At 65.0% G+C, this 21,969-nt stretch carries 17 protein-coding genes and 1 tRNA gene; 10 read left to right on the plus strand and 8 right to left on the minus strand.

Annotated elements, in window-relative coordinates:
* Positions 1-42 precede the first annotated feature (42 nt).
* Complete coding sequence (locus tag AC1DUB_RS02805; RefSeq protein WP_477728198.1) at positions 43-3,468, plus strand: adenylate/guanylate cyclase domain-containing protein; 3,426 nt, start codon at positions 43-45, stop codon at positions 3,466-3,468.
* A gap of 250 nt (positions 3,469-3,718) precedes the next feature.
* Here the strand turns inward: AC1DUB_RS02805 and AC1DUB_RS02810 are convergent, their stop codons facing one another.
* The 6 genes from AC1DUB_RS02810 to AC1DUB_RS02835 form a co-directional block, all read right to left on the minus strand.
* The gene (locus tag AC1DUB_RS02810; protein WP_477728199.1) at positions 3,719-4,474 is read right to left on the minus strand and encodes a sulfite exporter TauE/SafE family protein; all 756 of its coding nucleotides are present in this window, start codon (positions 4,472-4,474) and stop codon (positions 3,719-3,721) included.
* 156 nt (positions 4,475-4,630) lie between these two features.
* Complete coding sequence (locus AC1DUB_RS02815; RefSeq protein WP_477728200.1) at positions 4,631-5,611, minus strand: Bug family tripartite tricarboxylate transporter substrate binding protein; 981 nt, start codon at positions 5,609-5,611, stop codon at positions 4,631-4,633.
* A gap of 72 nt (positions 5,612-5,683) precedes the next feature.
* Positions 5,684-6,679: a Bug family tripartite tricarboxylate transporter substrate binding protein gene (locus tag AC1DUB_RS02820; protein ID WP_477728201.1), complete on the minus strand. Its 996-nt coding sequence runs from the start codon at positions 6,677-6,679 to the stop codon at positions 5,684-5,686.
* A gap of 167 nt (positions 6,680-6,846) precedes the next feature.
* Positions 6,847-8,049, minus strand: coding sequence for a 3-oxoadipyl-CoA thiolase (gene pcaF, locus AC1DUB_RS02825; RefSeq protein WP_477728202.1), 1,203 nt, complete (start codon positions 8,047-8,049; stop codon positions 6,847-6,849).
* 96 nt (positions 8,050-8,145) lie between these two features.
* Positions 8,146-8,787: a 3-oxoacid CoA-transferase subunit B gene (locus AC1DUB_RS02830; RefSeq protein WP_477728203.1), complete on the minus strand. Its 642-nt coding sequence runs from the start codon at positions 8,785-8,787 to the stop codon at positions 8,146-8,148.
* Between the two features lie 52 nt (positions 8,788-8,839).
* The gene (locus AC1DUB_RS02835) at positions 8,840-9,556 is read right to left on the minus strand and encodes a 3-oxoacid CoA-transferase subunit A (RefSeq protein WP_477728204.1); all 717 of its coding nucleotides are present in this window, start codon (positions 9,554-9,556) and stop codon (positions 8,840-8,842) included.
* A 170-nt stretch (positions 9,557-9,726) separates the two neighbouring features.
* Between AC1DUB_RS02835 and AC1DUB_RS02840 the strand changes: the two genes are divergently transcribed.
* Complete coding sequence (locus AC1DUB_RS02840) at positions 9,727-10,530, plus strand: IclR family transcriptional regulator domain-containing protein (protein WP_477728205.1); 804 nt, start codon at positions 9,727-9,729, stop codon at positions 10,528-10,530.
* Between the two features lie 94 nt (positions 10,531-10,624).
* On the opposite strand, the gene AC1DUB_RS02845 is transcribed toward AC1DUB_RS02840, so the two are convergent.
* Positions 10,625-10,846, minus strand: coding sequence for a hypothetical protein (locus AC1DUB_RS02845; protein WP_477728206.1), 222 nt, complete (start codon positions 10,844-10,846; stop codon positions 10,625-10,627).
* A 214-nt stretch (positions 10,847-11,060) separates the two neighbouring features.
* Here AC1DUB_RS02845 and AC1DUB_RS02850 point away from each other — a divergent pair, with 214 nt between their 5' ends.
* Positions 11,061-11,495 (plus strand): DUF1841 family protein, encoded by a 435-nt coding sequence (locus AC1DUB_RS02850; RefSeq protein ID WP_477728207.1) that lies wholly within the window; start codon positions 11,061-11,063, stop codon positions 11,493-11,495.
* A 104-nt stretch (positions 11,496-11,599) separates the two neighbouring features.
* On the opposite strand, the gene AC1DUB_RS02855 is transcribed toward AC1DUB_RS02850, so the two are convergent.
* Entirely contained in the window at positions 11,600-12,265 is a 666-nt protein-coding gene (locus AC1DUB_RS02855) for a c-type cytochrome (RefSeq protein WP_477728208.1), read from the minus strand.
* Between the two features lie 159 nt (positions 12,266-12,424).
* On the opposite strand from AC1DUB_RS02855, the gene AC1DUB_RS02860 reads away from it, so the two are divergent.
* The 7 genes from AC1DUB_RS02860 to AC1DUB_RS02890 all read left to right on the plus strand — a co-directional run bounded on the left by AC1DUB_RS02860 (position 12,425) and on the right by AC1DUB_RS02890 (position 21,829).
* Entirely contained in the window at positions 12,425-13,279 is an 855-nt protein-coding gene (locus AC1DUB_RS02860) for an AAA family ATPase (protein WP_477728366.1), read from the plus strand.
* 17 nt (positions 13,280-13,296) lie between these two features.
* The gene (locus AC1DUB_RS02865) at positions 13,297-13,524 is read left to right on the plus strand and encodes a hypothetical protein (RefSeq protein ID WP_477719434.1); all 228 of its coding nucleotides are present in this window, start codon (positions 13,297-13,299) and stop codon (positions 13,522-13,524) included.
* Positions 13,525-13,526: 2 nt separating this feature from the next.
* Positions 13,527-14,114 carry a GNAT family N-acetyltransferase gene (locus AC1DUB_RS02870; RefSeq protein WP_477728209.1) on the plus strand — a complete coding sequence of 196 codons (588 nt, stop codon included), beginning with the start codon at positions 13,527-13,529 and terminating at the stop codon, positions 14,112-14,114.
* 201 nt (positions 14,115-14,315) lie between these two features.
* A complete protein-coding gene (locus tag AC1DUB_RS02875) occupies positions 14,316-15,545 on the plus strand; it encodes a vWA domain-containing protein (protein WP_477728210.1) in 1,230 nt (409 codons plus the stop codon).
* Positions 15,546-15,565: 20 nt separating this feature from the next.
* Positions 15,566-17,557 carry an autotransporter assembly complex protein TamA gene (locus AC1DUB_RS02880; protein WP_477728211.1) on the plus strand — a complete coding sequence of 664 codons (1,992 nt, stop codon included), beginning with the start codon at positions 15,566-15,568 and terminating at the stop codon, positions 17,555-17,557.
* Between the two features lie 89 nt (positions 17,558-17,646).
* Positions 17,647-21,651, plus strand: a complete 4,005-nt coding sequence (locus AC1DUB_RS02885; RefSeq protein WP_477728212.1) for a translocation/assembly module TamB domain-containing protein — start codon at positions 17,647-17,649, stop codon at positions 21,649-21,651.
* 103 nt (positions 21,652-21,754) lie between these two features.
* Positions 21,755-21,829 (plus strand) — tRNA-Arg (locus tag AC1DUB_RS02890).
* Positions 21,830-21,969 lie beyond the last annotated feature (140 nt).

The raw sequence follows: 21,969 nt of genomic DNA on the forward strand, positions 1-21,969 counted from the left end.
GGAACTGTTGCACCTTGAAACCCCGAAGGCGGGGTAAGCCTTATGCGCTGCGCAAGCTGCGGGTTCGAGAATCCGACAGGCGCCAAGTTCTGCGAGGAATGCGGCGCCGGGCTGCCGCGTGCCTGTCCGGCCTGCGGACACGAGGCGAACGCGAGCGCCAAGTTCTGCAGCGAATGCGGCGCGCCGCTCGGCGGACCGGCCCCGAACGCGGCGCTGGGCTCGGCGCTTGCGGCCAGCGCCCCCATCGACTACACGCCCCCCTACCTGGCCGAGCGCATCCTGGCGGCACAGGCGGCCATGGAGGCCCGCGGCGCACCGGACGGTGAACGCAAAACCGTCACCGCGCTGTTCGCCGACATGGCCGGCTCGACCGCGCTGATCCACGACCTCGATCCCGAAGACGCCCGCCGCCTGATCGACCCGGTGCTGGCGCTGATGATGGACGCTGTCCATCACTACGCAGGCTATGTGGCCAAGTCGATGGGCGATGGCATCCTGGCGCTGTTCGGCGCGCCGATCGCGCACGAAGACCATGCGCAGCGGGCCCTCTATGCGGCGCTGCGCATGCAAGAGGACATGCGCCGCTACGCCGACCGCGTGCGCCTGGCCCAGGGGATAGCGCTGCAGATCCGCGTCGGCGTCAACTCCGGCGAAGTGGTGGTGCGCGCAATCCGCACCGACGACTTGCACACCGACTACGACCCGGTGGGGCACACGATCCACATCGCTTCGCGCATGGAGAGCATCGCGGTGCCCGGCTCTATCGTCGCGAGCGAACACACCCACAAGCTGACCGAGGGCTATTTCGCGGTCAAGGCGCTCGGCGCGACGCCGATCAAGGGGCTGCCCGAGCCGCTCGCCGTCTTCGAAGTGCTCGGTCTTGGCCCGCTGCGCACCCGCTTGCAGGTGGCGGCCAGCCGCGGGCTGGCGCGCTTCGTCGGCCGTGCCCGCGAGCTCGAGGAACTGCGCGAAGCACGGGCGCTGGCGCAGGCCGGGCACGGCCAGATCGTCGGCGTGGTCGGCGAGCCGGGGGTCGGCAAGTCGCGGCTGTGCCACGAGTTCAAGCTGCGCGCGCCACCCGATTGCCTGGTGCTGGAGACCTTCTCGGTCTCGCACGGCAAGGCCTATCCGTATCTGCCGCTGATCGAGCTGCTGAAGAACTACTGCCAGATCACCGCGCAGGATGACGAGCGCCGGCGGCGGGAGAAGCTCACCGGCAAGGTGCTGACCCTGGACCGCGCGCTGGAGGGCAGCCTGCCCTATCTGTTCCAGCTGCTGGGGCTCGCCGAGCCGGGCTCGACGCTGGCGCAGATGAGCCCCCAGATCCGCCGGCAGCGCACCTTCGAGGCGATCAAGCGGCTCCTGGTGCGCGAGAGCATGGCCCAGCCGCTCGAGCTGATCGTCGAAGATCTGCAGTGGCTCGACAGCGAGACCGAGGCTTTCCTCGGCTTTCTCGGCGAGAGCGTGGCCAACGCCCGCATCCTGCTGCTGGTCAATTACCGGCCCGAGTACCGGCACGACTGGGGCCACAGGAGCTACTACACCCAGCTGCGGCTGGATCCCCTGGGAAAAGACGAGGCCCAGGAACTGCTGCGAGCCCTGCTGGGCGACGCCGCCGGGCTCGCCCCGCTCGAGCACCTGATCCTGGAGCAGACCGAAGGCAACCCCTTCTTCATCGAAGAAGTGGTGCAGACGCTGATCGAGGAGCAGGTGCTGCGCGGCGAGCACGGGCATTACCGTATCGAGCGGATCCCGACCGCCCTGCACATCCCGACCACTGTGCAGGGGGTGCTGGCCGCCCGCATCGATCGACTGGGGACGGCCGAGAAAGCGCTGCTGCAGACCCTGGCGGTGATCGGCAAGGCATTTCCCTGGAGCCTGCTCGCGCGCGTCGCCCAGCAGCCCGAAGACGCGCTGAAAAGCCTGCTGGCGCAGCTGCAGGCCGGGGAATTCATCTACGAGCAGCCGGCGTTTCCGGAGGTGGAGTACAGCTTCAAGCATGGGCTGACCCAGGAGGTGAGCTACGGCTCGCTGCTGAGCGAGCGGCGCTGTGCGCTGCATGAGCGCACGGCCCAGGCGATTGAGGCCCTGTTCAGCGCCCAGCTCGAGGAGCACTGCAGCGAGCTGGCGCATCATTTCAGCCGCAGCGGCAACGCGCCGAAGGCGGTGCAATACCTCCACTGCGCCGGGCGCCAGGCGGTGCAGCGCTCCGCCGATGCCGAAGCGGTCACCCACCTCACCACGGCCCTGGCCCTGCTTGAGACCCTGCCCGATGCGCCGGAGCGCGCCAGGCAGGAACTCGCACTCCAGATCACCCTCGGTCCGGCCTGGATGGCCACCAAGGGGCACGCTGCCCCGGAAGTGGAGGCAACTTATACCCGGGCGTTGATGCTGTGTCGACAGCTCGGGGAAACGATCCAGCTCTTCCCTGCCCTGGTGGGGCTGCGCACGTTTTATCAAGTCCGTGGGGAACTGCCGACCGCACGCGAGCTGGGGGAGCAACTCCTTACGATGGCCCAAAAGGCGCAAGACCCTGCCTTGCTCGTACAAGCCCATCGGGCGTTGGGCACCAGCTTGCTCAGTCTCGGCGAGCTGGTCCCCGCCCAAGCGCAACTGGAGCAGGTCTTAGCCCTTTATGACCCTGGGCAGCACTACTCGCCTGCCGTCTTTTATGGGTCGGAGCCCGGCGTGGCGGGGCTGGCCTTCGCAGCCTTGGACCTGTGGCTGCTCGGCTATCCGGACCAAGCCCTGGCGCGCAGCCAGGCGGCGCTCGCTCTGGCTCAGACCCTGTCCCACCCTCCTGTCTCGGCCACTGCCATGATCTTCGCCGCCGAGCTTCATTTGCAGCGCCGCGAGGCGCAGCCGACGCGCGAGTTGGCGCAGGCCATCCTCGCCCTCGCGACCGAACACGGCTTCCCGTTCTGGTTGGCTTACGGAACCATCCTCTCGGGCTGGGCGCTGGCCGAGCAGGGACGCACAGCAAAAGGCATCGAAAGGATGCAACAGGGTTTGAGCGCCTATCGGGCCACCGGGGCGGAACTTTGGCGGCCGCATTTCCTGGCGCTGCTGGCCGAAGCCTACGGAAAAGCGGGGCAAGCCGAGGCAGGGCTGAAGACGCTGGCCGAGGCGCTGGCCATGGTGGACCGAACGCAAGAGCGCGTGTACGAGGCGGAGCTGTATCGGCTCAAGGGGGAGCTGACGCTGCTGCAGCCGAGCCGCGAGGGGGCGGGCGCCGGCGGCCGGGACGAAGCCGAAGCCTGCTTCCTGAAGGCGATCGCGATCGCTCGCCGGCAGGGCGCCCGATCGCTGGAGCTGCGCGCGGTGATGGCCTTAAGCCGGCTGTGGCGGCAGCAGGGCAAGCCGGCGGAGGCCCGCCAGCTGTTGGCCGAGAGCTACGGCTGGTTCACCGAAGGCTTCGACACCGTGGACCTGCAGGAGGCCAGGGCGCTGCTCGCCGAGCTCCAGTGAAGTGTGCGTCATGGCAGCGCCATGTTCCGTGCAGACCGGCACTTCGAGGGATCCCTCCCTGATTGCTGACGGCCTGGTGCGGTGCCATCGGCGAAACTTGCACGGTCGGGCGTGCTCGTGACGTGGGGCCGCCCAAATTTTCGCCTCGCGCCGACGCGCTTCAGGTGCGGGTCGGAGCCGCTTCGGTCGCGCCGCTACGCATCCAGCCGGGTCATGCTGCCTCCTGGAACAACCTCGGGCTCGACTACACCTAGTGCAGTCCGTCCCAGACCAGCTTGCAACCAGTGAGCAGCATGCCGACATACAGCAGCCGGTAGAAAAGCACCGGGCTGATGCGCCTGGCCAGACGCACGCCTATCCACACGCCGACGGGAGCGAGCGGCAACAGCACCAGCGACGTCGCCATGTTGCGCAGGTCGAGCAGACCCAGCAACCCATAGGGAATCCACTTGGAGAGGTTGATCACAAAAAAGAAGGCCGCCATGGTGGCGGTGAACTTGATGGGACTCAGACGCATTGGAATCACATAGGCACTCAACGACGGCCCACCGGCATGCGCCACAAAACTCGTGAAGCCCGAGGTTACCGTCAACAGGGCCCCCAGCCATTGGGGTGGCGGCGGGCTGTCGGGTCGGGGCGGAAACAGCAGGCGCTGCGCCAAAAACAGCAGCGTGAACACACCCACAATGCCGGCCACCATCCTGGCGTCCAGTGCCTTGAAGAGCAGCGCCCCCACTACCGTGCCCACCAGTCCGCAGGGAATCAGGAAGCGCAGGAACCTGAGGTCGAAATCCTTGCGGAAGGCGGCCAGGCCCAGCAGGTCCATCAGCAGCAGCACCGGCATCAGGATGGCGGCAGCTTGCGGCACCGTCACGGCCAGCGCCATCACCGGCACCGCCAGTGAGCCAAAGCCCGCGCCAAAACCGCTTTTGCTGATGCCCAGCATCAGCACCGCAGGGACGGCCACCGCATAGAAAAACGGGTCGGTGATCAGCGGGAAACTCACGGCGGCGTGGCTTTCAGGCCCGGCCGCACGAACACGATGGCGCGCGGGGCCCTGAGGAGAGTGGTGAGACTAATGCTGTGTTGTGGGAAGGCGGCGCCATGGGCGCCCGATGTTACAGGGCCGGCAACCATCAAGCGCCTCACCCTGGACGGCAATTCATTCGACCGTCGCGCCGGAGACTTTCACGATCTCGGCCCACTTGGCGCCTTCCTTCCTGATCAGGGCGGCATAGTCGGCGGGACCGCCCAGCAGGGGTACCGCGCCCTCCACCTCCAGCCGGGACTGGAAATCGGCCGAGGCGGCGATCTTGAGCATCTGCCCTGACAGCTCCCTGATGGTGGCCTCCGGCGTGCCGCGGGGCGCAAGAATGCCATAGGTCAACGTGCTTTCAAATCCGGCCAGACCCGGCACACCGGACTCGGCGATGGTGGGCACCTCGGGCAGCGAGGGAAGCCGCTGGCTGCCGGTGACCGCCACGGCCCGCAGGCGGCCGCTCTTGACCAGCGCCAGCGCCGGCGGAATGACGCTGAACATCATCTGCACCTGCCCGCCCACCAGGTCCGTCAGGCCGGGGGCGGTGCCCTTGTACGGAATGTGGCCGATCTTGACCCCGCTCTTTTGCTCGAACATCTCACCCGTCAGGTGGCCGCCCGTGCCGCTGCCGCTGGAGGCGTAGTTGAGCGAACCTGGCTGTGACTTGGCCAACGCCAGCAGGTCGGCCACCGTCTTCACCGATGACGAGGCCGGCACCACCAGCACCAGCGCTGATGAAGCAAACATGGCGACCGGCGCCAGGTCTTTTTGCGGATCGTACTTCAGCTGCTTGTACAGCGCCGGGTTGATAGACACCGTGCCCGAATGCCCCAGCAGCAACGTCGCCCCATCGCCCGGACTGCGCACGACCTGCTCCGTGCCCAGGTTGCCGCCGGCGCCGGGCTTGTTTTCCACCATCACGCTCTGGTTGCGCAACTCGCCCAGGCTTTTTGCCATCTGGCGGGCGAACACGTCGTTGCCGCCACCGGGTGCGAAAGGCACGACGATTTTGATCGCCTTGGCGTTTTGGGCCCATGCTGGAGCGCCCAGCGCGGCGAGCGCGCCCAGCAGCAGGCTGCGGCGTCCTGGACGAAGGTGGTTCATGCTGGCACTTTCTCAATCAACGACCCGAAGGTCCGGTGGAAGACACAAACAGCAGACGCCGGGCAGGGCCTGTCAGTCCAGCGAGACGTTCGCCTTGCGGATCACGTCGCCGAAACGCCGGCTTTCGCTCTGCACGAACTGGTTGAACTGCTCGCGCGTCTGCGGGAAGGGCTCATAACCAAAGCTCTTGAATTTCTCAAGCACGTCGGGTTCGGCCAGCGCCTTCTCGATGTCGCGCTTGATCTTGTCGCTCACGGCGTCAGGAAGGCCTTTGGGCACCGCCATCGCATTCCAGCCGGTGACCTCGAAGCCCTGCGGACCACCGGATTCGCCGACCGTCGGCACGTCCGGGAAGGCCGCCACACGCTTCGGTGCCGCCACCGCCAGGAAGCGCAGCTTGCCCGCGCGCTGCAGCGGCCCCGCGGTGGCGCTGCTGCCCAGCGCGAAGGCCAGTTCGCCGGTGGAGACCGAGGTGTAGAGCTGGGTGGTTTCCTTGTAGATCACATGCTCCATCTGCGTGCCGGTTGCGGACTCAAACAGCTCCGAGCCCAGGTGCACCGGATTGCCGACCGACCAGGAGCCGTAGTCCAGCTTGCCGGGGTGGGCCTTGGCGTCGGCAACCAGGTCAGCAATTGACTTGTATTTACTGGTGGTCGGCACGGTGAAGAAGAAATAGGTCTTGAACAGCGGCAGCAGCGCATCAAAGTCCTTGCTTGCGTCGTACGGCAGTTTCTTGAACAGCGCCGGATAGGCCGCCAGATGCACGTTGTCGAGCACGATCAGGTCGTGCCCATCCTTGCTGCCGCGCTTGAAGGCGTCGATTGCGATGAAGCCGTTGCCGCCGGGCCGGTTCTCGACCACTACCGGCTGGCCCCAGGCGCGTGACAACTTGTCGGCCACCAGGCGCGCCACGCCGTCGGGACCACCACCCACCGGAAACGGCGTGATGATGCGCACCGGCTTGGTCGGGAACTGCTGGGCGCCGGCGGTGGCCGGCAGCAAGCCGGCAGCAGCCAGCGCGAGTGCGGCCAGGCCCAGGGTGCGACGTGCTGCAGAGATGAAAGGCATGACTGTCTCCTTGCAACTATGAATTTCCGGAAATGAAACAGGGTTCGGACGGCTGACGTCCAATAGAAAGAGAAAGAGAAAGGCGCAGATTGCTATTAAATCAATAGCAAATCAACGGCGACATGGCAGCTCAATAGCTACTCAATAACGGCTCAAGGGCAAGTCCATCAGACCCGCTCAAGAATCACCGCAATGCCCTGCCCCACGCCGATGCACATGGTGCACAGCGCATAGCGCCCGCCACTCTTGTGCAGCTGGTTGACCGCCGTAGTGGCCAGGCGGGCACCGCTGGCGCCCAACGGATGGCCCAGCGCAATGGCGCCGCCATTGGGGTTGACGCGCGGGTCGTCATCCTGCACACCCAGCATGCGCAGCACGGCCAGGCCCTGTGCGGCAAAGGCTTCGTTGAGCTCGATCACGTCCATTTGCGCCAGCGTCAGGCCGGTGAGCGCCAGCACTTTCTGCGTGGCGGGCGCGGGGCCTATGCCCATGATGCGCGGCGCCACGCCGGCCGTGGCCATGCCGACGATGCGGGCCCTGGGTGTGAGGCCGTTTTTGGCCGCGCTGGCCTCGTCGGCGAGCAGCAGCGCGCAGGCGCCGTCGTTGACGCCGCTGGCATTGCCGGCGGTGACGGAGCCGTCGGGGCGCACCACGCCTTTGAGCTTGGCCAGCGTTTCCATCGAGGTCTCGCGCGGATGCTCGTCCTTGGCCACCACGATGGGGTCGCCCTTTTTCTGCGCGATGGTCACGGGCGTGATTTCGGCATCGAAGTAGCCGGCCTTTTGTGCCGCCACGGCCTTGAGCTGGCTGGCCAGGGCCATCTTGTCCTGGTCTTCGCGGCTGATCTTGTAGTCGGTGGCCACGTTCTCGGCGGTTTCGGGCATGGCGTCGACGCCGTACTTTTCCTTCATCAGCTTGTTGACGAAGCGCCAGCCGATGGTGGTGTCGTAGACCGCGTTGGCGCGGCTGAAGGCGCTTTCGGCCTTGGGCATGACGAAGGGCGCGCGGCTCATGCTTTCGACGCCTCCGGCAATCATCAGGTGGGCCTCGCCCGACTTGATGGCGCGGGCGGCCGTGCCCAGGGCGTCCAGGCCGGAGCCGCACAGGCGGTTGATGGTGGCGCCGGGCAATTCCAGCGGCAGGCCGGCCAGCAGGCTGGACATGCGCGCGACGTTGCGGTTGTCTTCGCCGGCCTGGTTGGCGCAGCCGAAGATCACGTCGCTCACCAGTTGCCAGTCGACCTTGGGGTTGCGCGCCATCAGGGCCTTGAGCGGGATCGCGCCCAGGTCGTCGGTGCGCACGCTGCTCAAGGCGCCGCCGTAGCGGCCGAAGGGGGTGCGAATGGCATCGCAGATGAAAGCCTGGTTCATGAAATGTCTCCTGAATCTCCGTTCAATACAGGACCTGAGCAGGACCTGGGCCCTTCAAGCCCGAACGGATTGGTTAATTAAAAAATCAAACAAAAATCAAACAGCTATCGGCAAGCCGACGAGTTTTTCGAGTTCGCCATGCGTCAGGCCCTCGACCTTGTCGATGAGCTTGAGACCCTGCGGTGTACACGCCAGCGTGGCGAGTTCCGAATAAATGCGCTTGACGCAGGCAATGGCGGTGAGCGGATAGCTGCATTGCGCCACCACCTTGCTCTCGCCCTTTTTGGTGAGCAGGTCCATCATCACCCAGGTCTGCTTGGCGCCCAGGGCCAGGTCCATCGCGCCGCCCACGGCGGGGATCGCGTCCTTTTCCCCGGTGTGCCAGTTGGCCAGGTCGCCTGTGGCCGATACCTGGAACGCACCGAGCACGCAAATATCAAGGTGGCCGCCGCGCATCATGGCAAAGCTGTCGGCATGGTGAAAAAAGGAGCCGCCCTTGAGCAGCGTCACCGGCTGTTTTCCGGCGTTGATGAGGTCATAATCTTCCGCGCCCTCGGCGGGCGCAGGGCCCATGCCGAGAATGCCGTTTTCGCTGTGCAACAGCACCTCGCGACTGGCCGGGATATGGTTAGCCACGAGCGTCGGCATGCCGATGCCGAGGTTGACGGTGGCGCCTTCGTAGATGTCTTGCGCCACACGGGCGGCAAGCTGGTCTTTGGTGCGTTTCTGGTAGGTCATGGGTTGCTCCGTCCGGATGGCTGGTCAATGATGGCAAATGATCGCAACAGGTTCAGGCTACGTTTTTGAAGCCGCCTGCCTGGGTTGCCACGCGGTCTATCTTCACGATCTGGTGCACGAAGATGCCCGGCGTCACGATGTGCTCCGGATTGAGCGCGCCGAGCTCGACAATCTCGTGCACCGTTGCCACGGTTTTTGCAGCGGCCGTGGCCATCACCGGGCCAAAATTGCGCGCCGCCTTGCGGTAGGTCAGGTTGCCCCAGCGATCGCCCTGCTCGGCCTTGATCAGCGCCACGTCGCCGTAAATCGGCATCTCGAGGACGTACTGCTTGCCGTTGATCTCGCGGGTCTCCTTGGCCGAACCATCAGGATTTTTGGCCAGCTCCGTGCCGTAACCCGTGGGCGAGAAAAATGCGCCTATGCCTGCCCCGGCTGCGCGGATGCGCTCGGCCAGATTGCCCTGCGGCACCAGTTCCAGCTCCAGCTTGCCGCTGCGGTACAGCCCGTCGAACACGTGGCTGTCGGCCTGGCGTGGAAAGCTGCAAATGATTTTGCGCACCCGCCCGGCCTTCAGCAGCGCCGCCAGCCCGGTCTCGCCATTGCCCGCGTTGTTGTTGACCACGGTCAGGTCTTTGGCACCCTGCGCAATCAGGCCGTCGATGAGTTCATTGGGAATACCGGCGGTGCCAAACCCCCCGATCAGGATGATGGAACCGTCTTTCACATCCGCCAACGCATCGGCGATGGAGCGGGCAATCTTGTTGATCATTCAATTGTCTCCAACAGGGCAACAGGACAGAAACAGGCAACACGCCAGAGTAGCGCCCGGGTGACCGGGCGCACAAAGCCGCGAATTCAGGCAGAGTTTCCGATCCACCAGATTTTGTTCGACATTAGAACAAGAGTTCGTATAATGAATTCTAGGAGATTTTTTCAACCATGGCAAATCCCGCCTCCACACGCATCGCAGACCTTAAACCCGGCGACGGCTATGTGCAATCCTTTGCGCGCGGATTGCAGGTCATCCGCTCGTTCAGTGCCAGCGCACCGCGCCAGACGCTGACCGAAGTGGCGCAGCGCAGCGAGCTGAGCCGCGCCGGCGCCCGCCGCATCCTATTGACCCTGGAGTCGCTCGGTTATGTGCGCAGCGAAGGCAAGCTGTTCAGCCTGACCCCGCGCATTCTCGATTTGGGATTCGCCTATCTCTCGTCCATGCCGATCTGGGACCTCGCCGAACCCGTAATGGAAGCGCTGGTTGCGCAGGTCAAGGAATCCTGCTCGGCAGCGGTGCTTGACGACACCGACATCGTGTATGTGCTGCGCGTGCCCACGCACAAGATCATGAGCATCAGCCTGGGCATCGGCTCCCGGCTGCCCGCCTACTGCACCTCGATGGGCCGCATGCTGCTGTCCGCATTGCCGCAAGCCGAGTTGATGGAGTGCCTGGAGCGTTCGGAGCGGACGACCCGGACCAAGTACACCGCGGTCGATGTGAAGGAGATCGCGGCCCGGATTGCGCAGGTTCGCAAACAGGGCTGGTCGCTGGTGAATCAGGAGCTCGAGGAAGGACTGGTGTCGCTGGCCGCGCCCATCACCAACCGGGCCGGCCAGATGGTGGCGGCGCTGAACATCAGCGGCCAGGCCAACCGGACCAGTGCCAAGGTGATGCAGGAAACCATGCTGCCACAGCTCCTCGCAGCGGCACAGGCCATATCGCGCATGCTGAGTGTTCAGCGCGCCTGAGACCGACAATATCCCGAAGGGGGTTCCCCCGGGAAAAAGCAACTGCCCCGTCTGGCAGGAAGTCACCTGCGCCGAACGAACGGCGCGCGGGCTTTCAGGGCTTGCGGAACCCCACCACCAGCAAAACCGCACCCACGGCCACGGCACCGATGCTCAGCCACTGGGGAATGTTGACCGACTCCTTTTCCGTGACCGTCAACTCGATGGGGCCGATTTTCGCGGCCGTCCTGTCCTTGTTGAAGCTGAAACCTCCCGTGAAAAATCCGGCCAGGCCGACAACGATCAGGATAATTCCCGCCATTTTTGCTGCATTCATAGAATCTCCTCACCGGGCTACCGGGCTTATGGATTGCGGGGTGGCTGCGCGCCGGAACTGCGCCACTGTGAATCTTGAATATACCGTTGCACACCCCCTCTGTCTGTAGGACGCGGGGATGTGGAGGGATGCGGCCAAGCGCAAGCCCGCCAAAGCGCCAGGGCGGAAAACACCACAAAGGCCCCGCAATCAGGCTGCGTGATACGCTTTAGCCATGTTCACGCCTTCGCAAGCCGACGTCCGGCGATTTTTTTGTTCAGTTTATGCCAAAGCCCGCGCAGGACAGGCGCTGGAGGCTATAGAAATCATAGCAAGCCAATGGATGGAGGAACACCCCGAATACCATGCGGATTTTGCGGATGCCGATGCGGCGCTTGAAAAAATGTATGACGTCGAGGCCGGCAACACCAATCCCTTCCTGCACCTCTCGATGCACCTGTCGATCAGCGAACAATGCTCGATTGACCAGCCGCGCGGTATCCGCCAGGCCGTGGAGCTGTTGACCGCGCGGCGCAACTCACTGCATGACGCGCACCACGAGGCCATGGACTGCCTGGGACAGATGGTGTGGGAAAGCCAGCGCGCAGGCCGCCCACCGGATGGGGATGCCTATATCGCGTGCGTTCAGCGCCGCGCTACGCGAGACTAGCTTTCGCGGCCGGGACCGGAACCGGGACCGGACCCACGAGACCATAAAAAAAGCCGCTGGAAACAGCGGCTTTTTTTGACTGACGAGAGAAACTCCCCGCCGCCTCAGCGGAACTTGCTCTGGGGAATCACCTTGAGTTCACCGTCCACCGAAGCCAGGTAGTTGGCCAGCAATTTCAGCTCGGCATTGGTGTACTGCTTGGCCATGCCCGCCATGATGGCGTTGCCGCGACCCACCTTGGGGTTGTTGTCGGTCTTGTAGGCCTTGAGCGCCACGAACAGGTAATCGCTGTGCTGGCCGGCAATCTTGGGATAGGCCGGATCGATCGGTTTGCTGAAATTGGCGCCGTGGCATGAAGCGCAGTTGGCCTTGTTCAGCAGGGCCTGCACATCAGCGCTGGGTTCTTTGGCCGGCTTGGCAGGAAGCTCGGCACCTTGCACCACGCCATGGGTACTGTAATAGGCCGCCAGGTCAGCGATGTCCTGGTCGGTCAGCGACTCGGCAATGCCGCGCATGGTGGGATGCTTGCGTTCACCTTTTTTGTAGGCATTGAGCGCCGCCGTGATGTATTTGCCGCCCTGGCCGGAAATCATCGGGACCTTGTAAATCTCGGGAAAAGACGCCTGGTAGCCCTTGATGCCGTGACAGCCAATGCACATGGCGTTCTTGGTTTCGCCGGCTTTGGCATCGCCCTTGACTTCCTGGGCCAGGCTTGAGACCGTCACACAGGAGACAGCTACAGCGAATATCGTGGTCAACAGCTTATTCATTTTGCGCGCACAATCAGGTGAGAATTCATCGTATAAAACAACTTTGGATTATATCTGGGCCTGCCAGGGCCGGTGACTGCACGCTGGCGGCCCGCGCAAGAGCACTCCATTCGCGTCTACATCCCCGTCCACATCACCCCATCCATTCGACCCATGAACATGAAATTCCAAGGTTCACAAAACTACGTCGCCACCCAAGACCTGATGCTGGCCGTCAATGCCTCCGCCGCCCTGAAAAAGCCCTTGCTGGTCAAAGGCGAGCCCGGCACGGGCAAGACCATGCTGGCCGAGGAAGTGGCCCAGGCATTGGGCCTGCCCCTGCTGCAATGGCACATCAAGTCGACCACCAAGGCACAGCAGGGTCTCTATGAATACGATGCCGTGTCCCGGCTGCGCGACTCCCAGCTGAGCACCGTCGAGGGTGGCGAAAAGGTCAAAGACATCCACAACTACATCGTCAAGGGTGTGCTCTGGCAGGCCTTCACGTCCGACCAGCCCGTCGCCCTGTTGATCGACGAGATCGACAAGGCCGACATCGAGTTTCCCAACGACCTGCTGCGCGAGATCGACCGCATGGAGTTCTATGTGTACGAAACACGCGAGCTCATCCGGGCCAAGCACCGCCCGCTGGTGTTCATCACCTCCAACAACGARAAGGAACTGCCSGACGCCTTYCTGCGCCGCTGYTTCTTYCACTACATCAAGTTCCCCGATGCCGACACGATGAAGCAGATCGTCGATGTGCATTTCCCCGATCTCAAGAGGGAACTGCTGGCCGCCGCCATGAAAACGTTTTATGACGTGCGCAACCTGCCCGGCCTCAAAAAGAAACCATCTACCAGCGAGCTGCTCGACTGGCTCAAGCTGCTGGTGGCCGAGGACATTCCGCTGGAAGCGCTGCACAGCAAGGACGACAAGGTAGCGGTGCCGCCGCTGGTCGGCGCGCTGCTCAAAAACGAGCAGGATGTGACGCTGTTTGAAAAACTGGTGTTCATGCAGCGCAACAACCGCTGAACCCGGAGTTCACATTCATGAACCAGAAATCATTGTTGGTGGAAGGCCTGTCGGACGCCATTGGCTTCGTCGGTGGCGCGCTCCTCGGCTACTGGATCGGGCGCCTGCTAGGGCTGGATATTTTTGCCGAAGGCTATGACAACAGCGCCATTGGCGGCATTGTGCTGGTCGGCCTGGGCGGTGGCCTGGGCCTTCAGCTGGCCCGTCGCTGGAGAAAACGCCAGAAAGCCAATGGGGAGAGCTGAGCATGGCTTTTGTTGAACCCGTGACCCTGGAAGCACGCGGCGTGCGGCTGGTGCCGCTGGGTCTGGAACACGAAGCGGGGCTGCGGGCCGCCGCCAGCGATGGCGAACTCTGGAAGCTGCGCATCACGTCGGTGCCTGAACCCCATGAAACGCAGGCCTATATCGAGACCGCGCTGCAAACCGGCAACCGCCTGGCGTTTGCGGTCACCGACGCCGGCACGGGCAAGGTGCTTGGCACCTCCAGCTTTCATGACATCGTGCCGGCCATCAAACGCGTCGAGATTGGCTACACCTGGTATGCCGCCAGCAGCCAGCGTACCCACGTCAACACCACCTGCAAGCTGCTCATGCTCACCCACGCGTTTGAAACGCTGGGCTGCCATGTGGTGGGCTGGCGTACCGACAATTTCAATTTCGCCAGCCAACGCGCCATTGAACGCCTGGGGGCCCAAAAAGATGGCGTGATTCGCGGTCACGCGCTGCGGCGCGACGGCACCATTCGCGACACCGTGATGTACAGCCTGCGTTCCGGTGAATGGCCCGAGGTCAAGGCGCAGCTGCTGTATATGCTTGATAAACCTCGCTCTTGATATGGCCCCCACGCTTTTCACTTCGTGTAATGCGCTGCCCCCCGAGGGGGCCGCTGCGCCTGCGGTCTGGCAAAGCCAGTCCCGCGGCCCCTGCTGGGATGAAGAGCCCCCACGCTTTTCACTTCGTGTAATGCGCTGCCCCCGAGGGGCCGTTTTTCCCTTGGGGCGGCCCGGCGGGAAAATTCCGCAAGAGGGTTCCCCATGCTGATTGACTTCTTCTACACCCTGCGTTCCGCCAAATTGCCGGTCTCCGTCAAGGAATACCTGATGCTGCTTGAAGCGCTGGAGGCCGGAGTGGTCGGCCCGAACAGTGAAAAGAGCGACGCCAATAGCAATGGTGATGAAGGTGGCGAGGGCGCCTGGAAGATCGACGACTTCTACTACCTCAGCCGCACGGTGCTGGTGAAAGACGAAAAGCACTACGACAAGTTCGACCGCGCTTTCGCCGCCTACTTCAAGGGCGTGGAAATGATTGCCGACTTCACCAAGGACATTCCACTGGAATGGCTGCGGAAAAACCTCGAGCTGGAACTGAGTGCCGAGGACAAGGCGAAGATCGAAAAGATGGGCTGGGACGAGCTCATGGAAACGCTGAAAAAACGTTTTGAAGAACAGAAAGAGCGCCACGAAGGCGGCAGCAAGTGGATTGGCACGGGCGGCACCTCGCCCTTTGGCGCGAACGGCTACAACCCGCAGGGCATCCGCATCGGCCAGGAAAAAAGCCGCAATAAAAGCGCGGTAAAAGTCTGGGACCAGCGCGCCTACAAGGACTACGACGACACCCAGGAGCTGGGCACGCGCAACATCAAGGTGGCGCTGCGCCGCCTGCGCAAGTTTGCGCGCCAGGGCAATGTGGAAGAGCTGGACCTCGACGACACCATTCGCTCCACGGCCGCCAACGCCGGCTGGCTGGACATCAAGATGGTGCCCGAGCGCCACAATAATGTGAAGGTGCTGCTGCTGATGGACGTGGGCGGCACCATGGACGAACACATCCACCGTGTCGAGGAGATGTTCTCGGCGGTCAAGGCAGAGTTCAAGCACCTCGAGTTTTATTACTTCCACAACTGCGTCTACGACTTCATGTGGAAGAACAACCGCCGCCGCTTCAGCGAAAAGTTCCCGACCTGGGACATCATCCGCAAGTACAACAAGGACTACAAGCTGATCTTTGTCGGCGATGCCACCATGAGCCCTTACGAAATATTGCAGCCGGGCGGCAGCGTCGAATACAACAACGAAGAGGCCGGCGCCGAATGGATGCAGCGGCTGACCAATGCCTTCCCGAAGTTCGCCTGGATCAACCCCGAGCCGCAGGGCGTGTGGCAATACCGCCAGAGCATCAGCGTGATCCAGCAGTTGGTCAATCAGCGCATGTACCCCTTGACCATCAAGGGACTTGAAGAAGCGATGCGCCTGCTTTCCAAGTAGGGCTCAAGTAAACTGGGTGTGTGCCCCACCCCAGTACCCGCTGCGCGCGGACGGCAACACCGGCAGGACTGACCACTGCGAGCCTCGCCCTTGTCATCGCCTTCCTCGCGATTTTTTCCCCGCCCGCAGCCAGGGCGCAATCGGGTGCGCCCGCTACCGACCCGGCCGCCACTGCCGTGACAACGCCACCGTCCGGCACGGCACAGACCGCACCGCCGCCCGCGCCCCCTCCGGAAAAAGTAACACCGGGCCCCACACCCCAGGGCGCGGTAGGGCCGACCAGCGCAGCGCAGGAGGTGACAGCCTTTGACATTGCAGTGCGGGCTCCGCCTGCCGTGCGTGAACTGCTCGAAAAGCATATCGAGCTGCAGCGCTACCGCGCAGTGACAGACCTCGACGAGGCCGAGCTGAACCGCCTGGTCGTGCTCGCCGAACGCAATGTACGCAACCTGGTGGGAACGCTGGGCTACTTCAGCCCGGAGATCCGCATCACGCGTGAGGGCGGCGCGAACCAGCGCCCCACCATCGTGGTTGCGGTCGATCCTGGCGAAGCCACCCTCACAGGTGCGGTGGCGATCGACTTCGCGGGAGACATTGCCGACTCGCCTGATCCCGACGCGATCGCCCAGCGCGCCGAAATCAGCCGCGACTGGCGGCTGCCCACCGGCCAGCGCTTCACGCAGGACGCCTGGGACGGTGCCAAGACACAGGCACTGCGGCAACTGGTCGCGCGCCGCTACCCCGCCGGTAAACTGGACTACAGCCTGGCCGATGTGGATGCGCCCGCCCGAACCGCCGGCCTGTCGGTCAAGCTCGACTCCGGCCCGCTGTACCGCCTGGGCCCCATGCAGATCAGCGGCGTGGAACGCTATGACCCCGTACTGGTGCCGCGGCTGGCCCGCCTGAACGCCGGTGCTATCTATAACCAGAGCCAGTTGGTGGAGGCGCAGCAGCGGCTGGCCTCCAGCGGCTATTTTGATTCGGCCTATATCTTTGTCGACCCCGAGAGCGACCCGCTCGCAGCGCCGGTACAGGTGCAGGTGCGCGAGGCCAAACTGCAAAAGGTCACGTTCGGCGTCGGCATCACGACGGACAGCGGACCGCGCGCTTCCGTGGAGCACACCCATCACCGCGTTCCCGGCATTGGCTGGCGTGCCGTGACCAAGTTGCAGGCTGAAAAGAAAAATCCCTTTGCGCAAACCGAGTGGACAGCCATACCCAACGAGGACAACTGGCGCTGGGTCGCGCTGGGACGTGTGGAACGCCTCGACGACGACGAACTGATCACGCAGGCCCAGCGGCTGCGTTTTGGCCGAACGCAGGCCGGCGACCACATAGACCGCAACATGTACCTGCAATATGACCGGGCCCGCGTGCATGGTGCCGGCCAGCTCGGCAATACCGCCGCGGACACGGGCGATGGCTCGGCGCTCACTGCCAACTATGTCTGGACCGGCCGCTACTTTGACAGCGTGCCCTTCCCCAGCCGGGGCTACGGGCTGGGGTTTGAACTGGGCGGGGGCACCACGCTGGGCCAGGACCGCCAGCCTTTCACCCGCGCCGTGGGCCGCTGGCTGGGCATCCGGTCACTGGAGCGCGGGCGCATTGCCATGCGCGCGGAGGCCGGCGCCGTGCTGGCCAAGGACGCGGCACGCATCCCGGGCACGCAGCTGTTTCGCACCGGCGGCGACGCCACCGTGCGCGGCTACGGCTACCGCGACATCGGCATCAGGCTCGACAACGGCACCATCGGCCCCGGCCGCTACCTCGCCGTGGGGAGCGTGGAATGGCAACGCCCCATTGTTCGCAGCGGCGTCACCACCGAGTGGGAAAACACGCTGTTCATCGATGCCGGCGCCGTGGCCGACAAGCCCCAGGACCTGCGTCCCTCGGTCGGCGTGGGCACCGGCGTGCGCTGGCGCAGCCCGATTGGTCCCTTGCAGATGGACCTGGCCTACGGCGTCAAGGTCAAGCATGTGCGCCTGCATGTCAGTGTGGGGTTTATCTTCTGATGAGCACGCCGAAGCAATCCGCTGCCGAGGCAGCCCCGCCGAAAGCCGGGGCGAATCGGGCACAGTCCACGCGGCGATGGCTGACAGCCATGGCTGTCGCGGTGGGCAGCCTGTTGCTGCTGGCTGTTCTGGCCGTGGCGCTGACCTGGTGGTGGGCGGGCACGGAAGGCTCGCTGGCCACCGCGCTTCGCTGGCTGGCGCAGTCACAGCCGCTGACGGCCGGGCGGGCCACAGGTTCGTTGCGCGAAGGCGGGCAGGTCGACCGGCTGGCCTGGCAGCAGGAGGGGCTCAGCGTCGAGGTGCGCGATGTGAGCCTCGCCTGGCAGCCCTGGTCGCTGCTGCACGGCACGCTGCGGCTGGACCGGCTGGCGGCGGGCAGTGTGCAGGTGCACGACCAGCGCCCGCCTTCAGCCCCATCGCCGCCGCCCACCGCGCTCGGATTGCCGCTGCGGGTGGTACTGGCCCACTTCTCGGTGGGCCAGTTCGCCCTGCAGGGCAAGACAGCCGTCACGGCCTCCAGCATTTCAGGGCGCTATGAATTTGACGGGCTGGCGCATCAGCTGCAGTTGCTGGATGCCGAGGTGGCCCAAGGCCGTTACCAGGGCCGCGCCAGGTTGTCTGCGCGCAGCCCGGTCGCGCTCGAAGCCAGCCTGTCGGGTGCGCTGTCCGCCGAACTTCCGAACAGCAAAAAACCTTTGCCGCTGGCATTCACCGCCACGGCCAGCGGACCGATCACCGACATGCAGGTCAAGGGCCAGCTTCAAATGACAGGCAGCGCGCCTGGCGGCCGCGCGCAACCCCACGCGACGGCGACGGCACATGTGATGCCCTGGGCGGCACAACCCCTGCCGCAGGCCGATGCGACCTTTCGCGATCTCGACATTGCGGGCCTGTGGCCCGACATGCCGCAAACCCTGCTGACCGGTAACGCCAGCGTACGACCCGCTGACACGGCCGCAACAGCCAGCGCGGCCTGGCTGATTCAACTACAGATGGCCAACGGCTTGCCCGGCCCCTGGGATCAGAGGCGGCTGCCCATTGAACGACTGGAAACCCAGGGCGAATGGCGCGACGGTGCGGCGCTGGTTCGCACGCTCAAGGCGCGGCTGGGTGGCGGCGAGCTGCTGGCCACGGGCGAATGGGCGCCGGCCGCGGGCACGGCGTCTCCACCCAAACCACCGTCAACGCGCGCCTCCGCTCCAAGCTCCGCTCAACCCGCTCCACCCACTCCACCCGCTACGGTCGCCCCGGCCTGGAAGCTGCAGGCCACCCTGCAGCAGATCAACCCGGCGCTGCTGTACTCCCAGCTTGCGCCGCAGCCTGTTGACGGCCGGGCTACCGTGGCCAGCGAAGGAACAAGCACCCGCTTCGACGCCAGCCTGCAGGCCGCAGGCAATGGCATCAAGCCGCCCGCCAGCGCCAGCGCCAGGGCCAAGGCCAAGGCGGCAGGCCAACGTTCCCCTGGCCTCCTGCGCCTGCGCGATGCGAGCGCCACGGGCACCTGGAACCCGACCCAGGCCGGCGGCACCCTGGCACTGTCGGCGCTGCGCATTCGCACCGATGACGCGGAACTGGCAGGCCAACTGGAAGCCCAGCCCAAGGCCTGGGGTGGCAAGGGCAACCTGGCCCTGACGGCGCCCGGACTGGACGCGAAACTGCAGGGCGAGCTGCGGCAGGCCAGCGGCAAGGGAAACCTCAGCCTGCGCGGCCGGGATGCAGCGCTGGCCTTGCGCTGGCTGCAGGAACTGCCGGGCCTGCCCGCCGCGCTGCAGACAGCCTCTGCCCGCGGCAGCGCGGAATTGCAGGCCAGCTGGGACGGCGGCTGGCAAGACCCCAGCGTGCAGGCGCGGCTGGAGGTGCCTTCATTCGACTGGCACGCACCGCCGGCCAAGGCAGCGGCCGCCTCTCCCGCCCCTGCCGGGCGTCCACCCGCAGCCGCCAGCACGGCAGAGGCAGCCGACACGCTCAAAATCCGCGCCCTGCAAACCAGCCTGTCGGGCCGGCTCAACCAGATGCAACTGAGCACCCAGGGCCGCCTCGAGGCCGGGCAACGGCGTTATGCGCTGCAACTGGCCGCTGAAGGCGGGCGCACCCCTGCCACGCGCAAGCTGCCGCTGGGTGAATCCGCATGGCAAGGCCTGCTCAAGCAGCTCAGCCTCAGCGTGGAAGACCCGTCCCTCGGCAGTGGCAGCGGTGCGTGGCGGCTTGCCACCCGTGGCACGGTGCCGCTCGCATGGACACCGGCGCGGGGCGGCGCCTTCGAAAGCGGTGCGGGGGAAGCCCTGCTGAGCGCGCCGGCGCAGACCGCCGCAGGGGGACCCAGCACCGCCTCCGCGCCGGCCGTCCTGGCCTGGCAGCCGGTGCGCTGGCGCCCCGGCGAACTCATCACGTCCGGCAAGCTCACCGGCCTGCCGCTGGCCTGGATTGAATTGCTGGGCGGTCCGCAGATGGCCGGCGCCGGCCTGGGCGGCAACCTGCTGCTCGACGGCCAGTGGGAGGCCACCCTCAGCGACACGCTGCGCCTCAAAGCCACGCTGGCCCGCAGCAGCGGCGACATCAGCGTGCAGGCAGAAACCGTGCAGGGCGTGCCAACACGGGTGGCGGCGGGCGTGAAAGAAGCGCGCCTGTCGCTGGTCAATGAGGCAGAAGCGCTGACCCTGGCTGCGCGCTGGGACAGCGAGCGCGCTGGCACGGCCGGCGGCCAGCTCCGCACCCGCCTGGCACGCGCTCCGGCCGACGCGGGCGGCGGGTGGCTGTGGCCCGCAGACGCGCCCTTGAGCGGCCAGTTGCGTGCGCAGCTGCCGCGCATTGGTGTCTGGTCGGTGCTGGCGCCGCCCGGCTGGCGGCTTCGCGGCTCGCTGGGCACCGATCTGACGATCAGCGGCACGCGGGCCGCCCCCCAGCTGGCAGGCGAGTTGCAGGCCAACGACCTGGCCTTGCGTTCTGTCGTAGACGGCATCGAGTTTGGCAACGGCCGCCTGCGCGCACGGCTCGACGGCACGCGCATGCGCATCAACGAATTCACCCTGCAGGGCGCCGGCGACAAGGGGACGGGCGGCAGCCTGACGGCGCGGGGCGAAGCCGGCTGGATCGACGGCCAGCCGCAGGTGCAGCTGGAGGCCCAGCTGGAGCGGCTGCGCGCCAGCATACGAACCGACCGGCAGCTGACCATCTCCGGTGACGTGCAGGCCAGCCTCAAGGGCGTGCAGACCGAGCTCACCGGCAAACTGGTGGTGGACCAGGCCCGCATCATCCTGCCCGACGAAGGCACGCCGCAGCTGGGCGAAGACGTCGTGGTCCGCACCACCCGCGGCAGCGCGACCGGCCAGAAGGCGCCGGCGCAAACCAGCGGCGCCACCGCCGACAGGGATGCCCGGCCCGTCAAGCTGGCGCTGCAACTGGGCCTGGGCAATGACTTTCGCGTTCAAGGCAAAGGCATCGACACGCGGATACGCGGCACCCTCAGCCTGTACGGCGAGTCGCTCCGCGAACCTCGCCTGACCGGCACTGTCAACACCGCGGGCGGACAATACCGCGCCTATGGCCAGCGCCTGGACGTCGAACAGGGCGTGCTGCGCTTCACAGGCCCCCTCGACAACCCGGCCCTCGACATTCTGGCCATCCGCCCCAACCTGACGCAGCGCGTGGGCGTGCAAATCACCGGTACCGCCCTGCTGCCCCGCGTGCGCCTGTATGCCCAGCCCGAGCTGCCCGATGCCGAAAAACTGTCCTGGCTGGTGGTGGGCCGGGCATCGGCATCCGGGGGCGCGGAAGCCGCGCTGCTGCAGCAGGCGGCGCTGGCCCTGCTGGGCAGCAAAGGCGGCGGCATGTCAGGCGGGCTGGCCTCGTCGCTGGGACTGGACGAGCTGTCGTTTCGCGGCGCCTCCAGCAATGCGGACGGCACGACCACGCAGGGCGCCGTCACGCTGGGCAAGCGCTTTTCGCGTAATTTTTATGCCGCCTACGAGCGCAGCATTTCCGGTGCGCTGGGCACCCTGTATGTTTTTTATGACCTGTCGCAGCGCTTCACGGTACGCGCACAAACGGGCCAGCAAAGCGCCGTGGACCTGATCTTCACCGTGCCTTACGATTGAACCCTGGCAACCGAGCCGCATCGAAGCAAGCACCCATCCCGGTTCCCCGGAGCCAGCGCATACAATTCCAGTTCTTCGAAAGAAGTACAAAAGCAGAAAAAGTGCCGCCATAGTTCAATGGATAGAACGAGTGCCTCCTAAGCGCTAGATACAGGTTCGATTCCTGTTGGTGGTACCACCCCAACATCCAAAAAAAGCCAAAAACCCGCATGCCTATTGGCATTGCGGGTTTTTCTTTGTCCAAGGTCGTGCAGTGGAATACACTGGTATGCAGCCGTTTTGATGGTACTTTTGATGGTACCTAGAAAACGCCCTAAA

Source organism: Polaromonas sp. P4_F9, assembly GCF_056401235.1.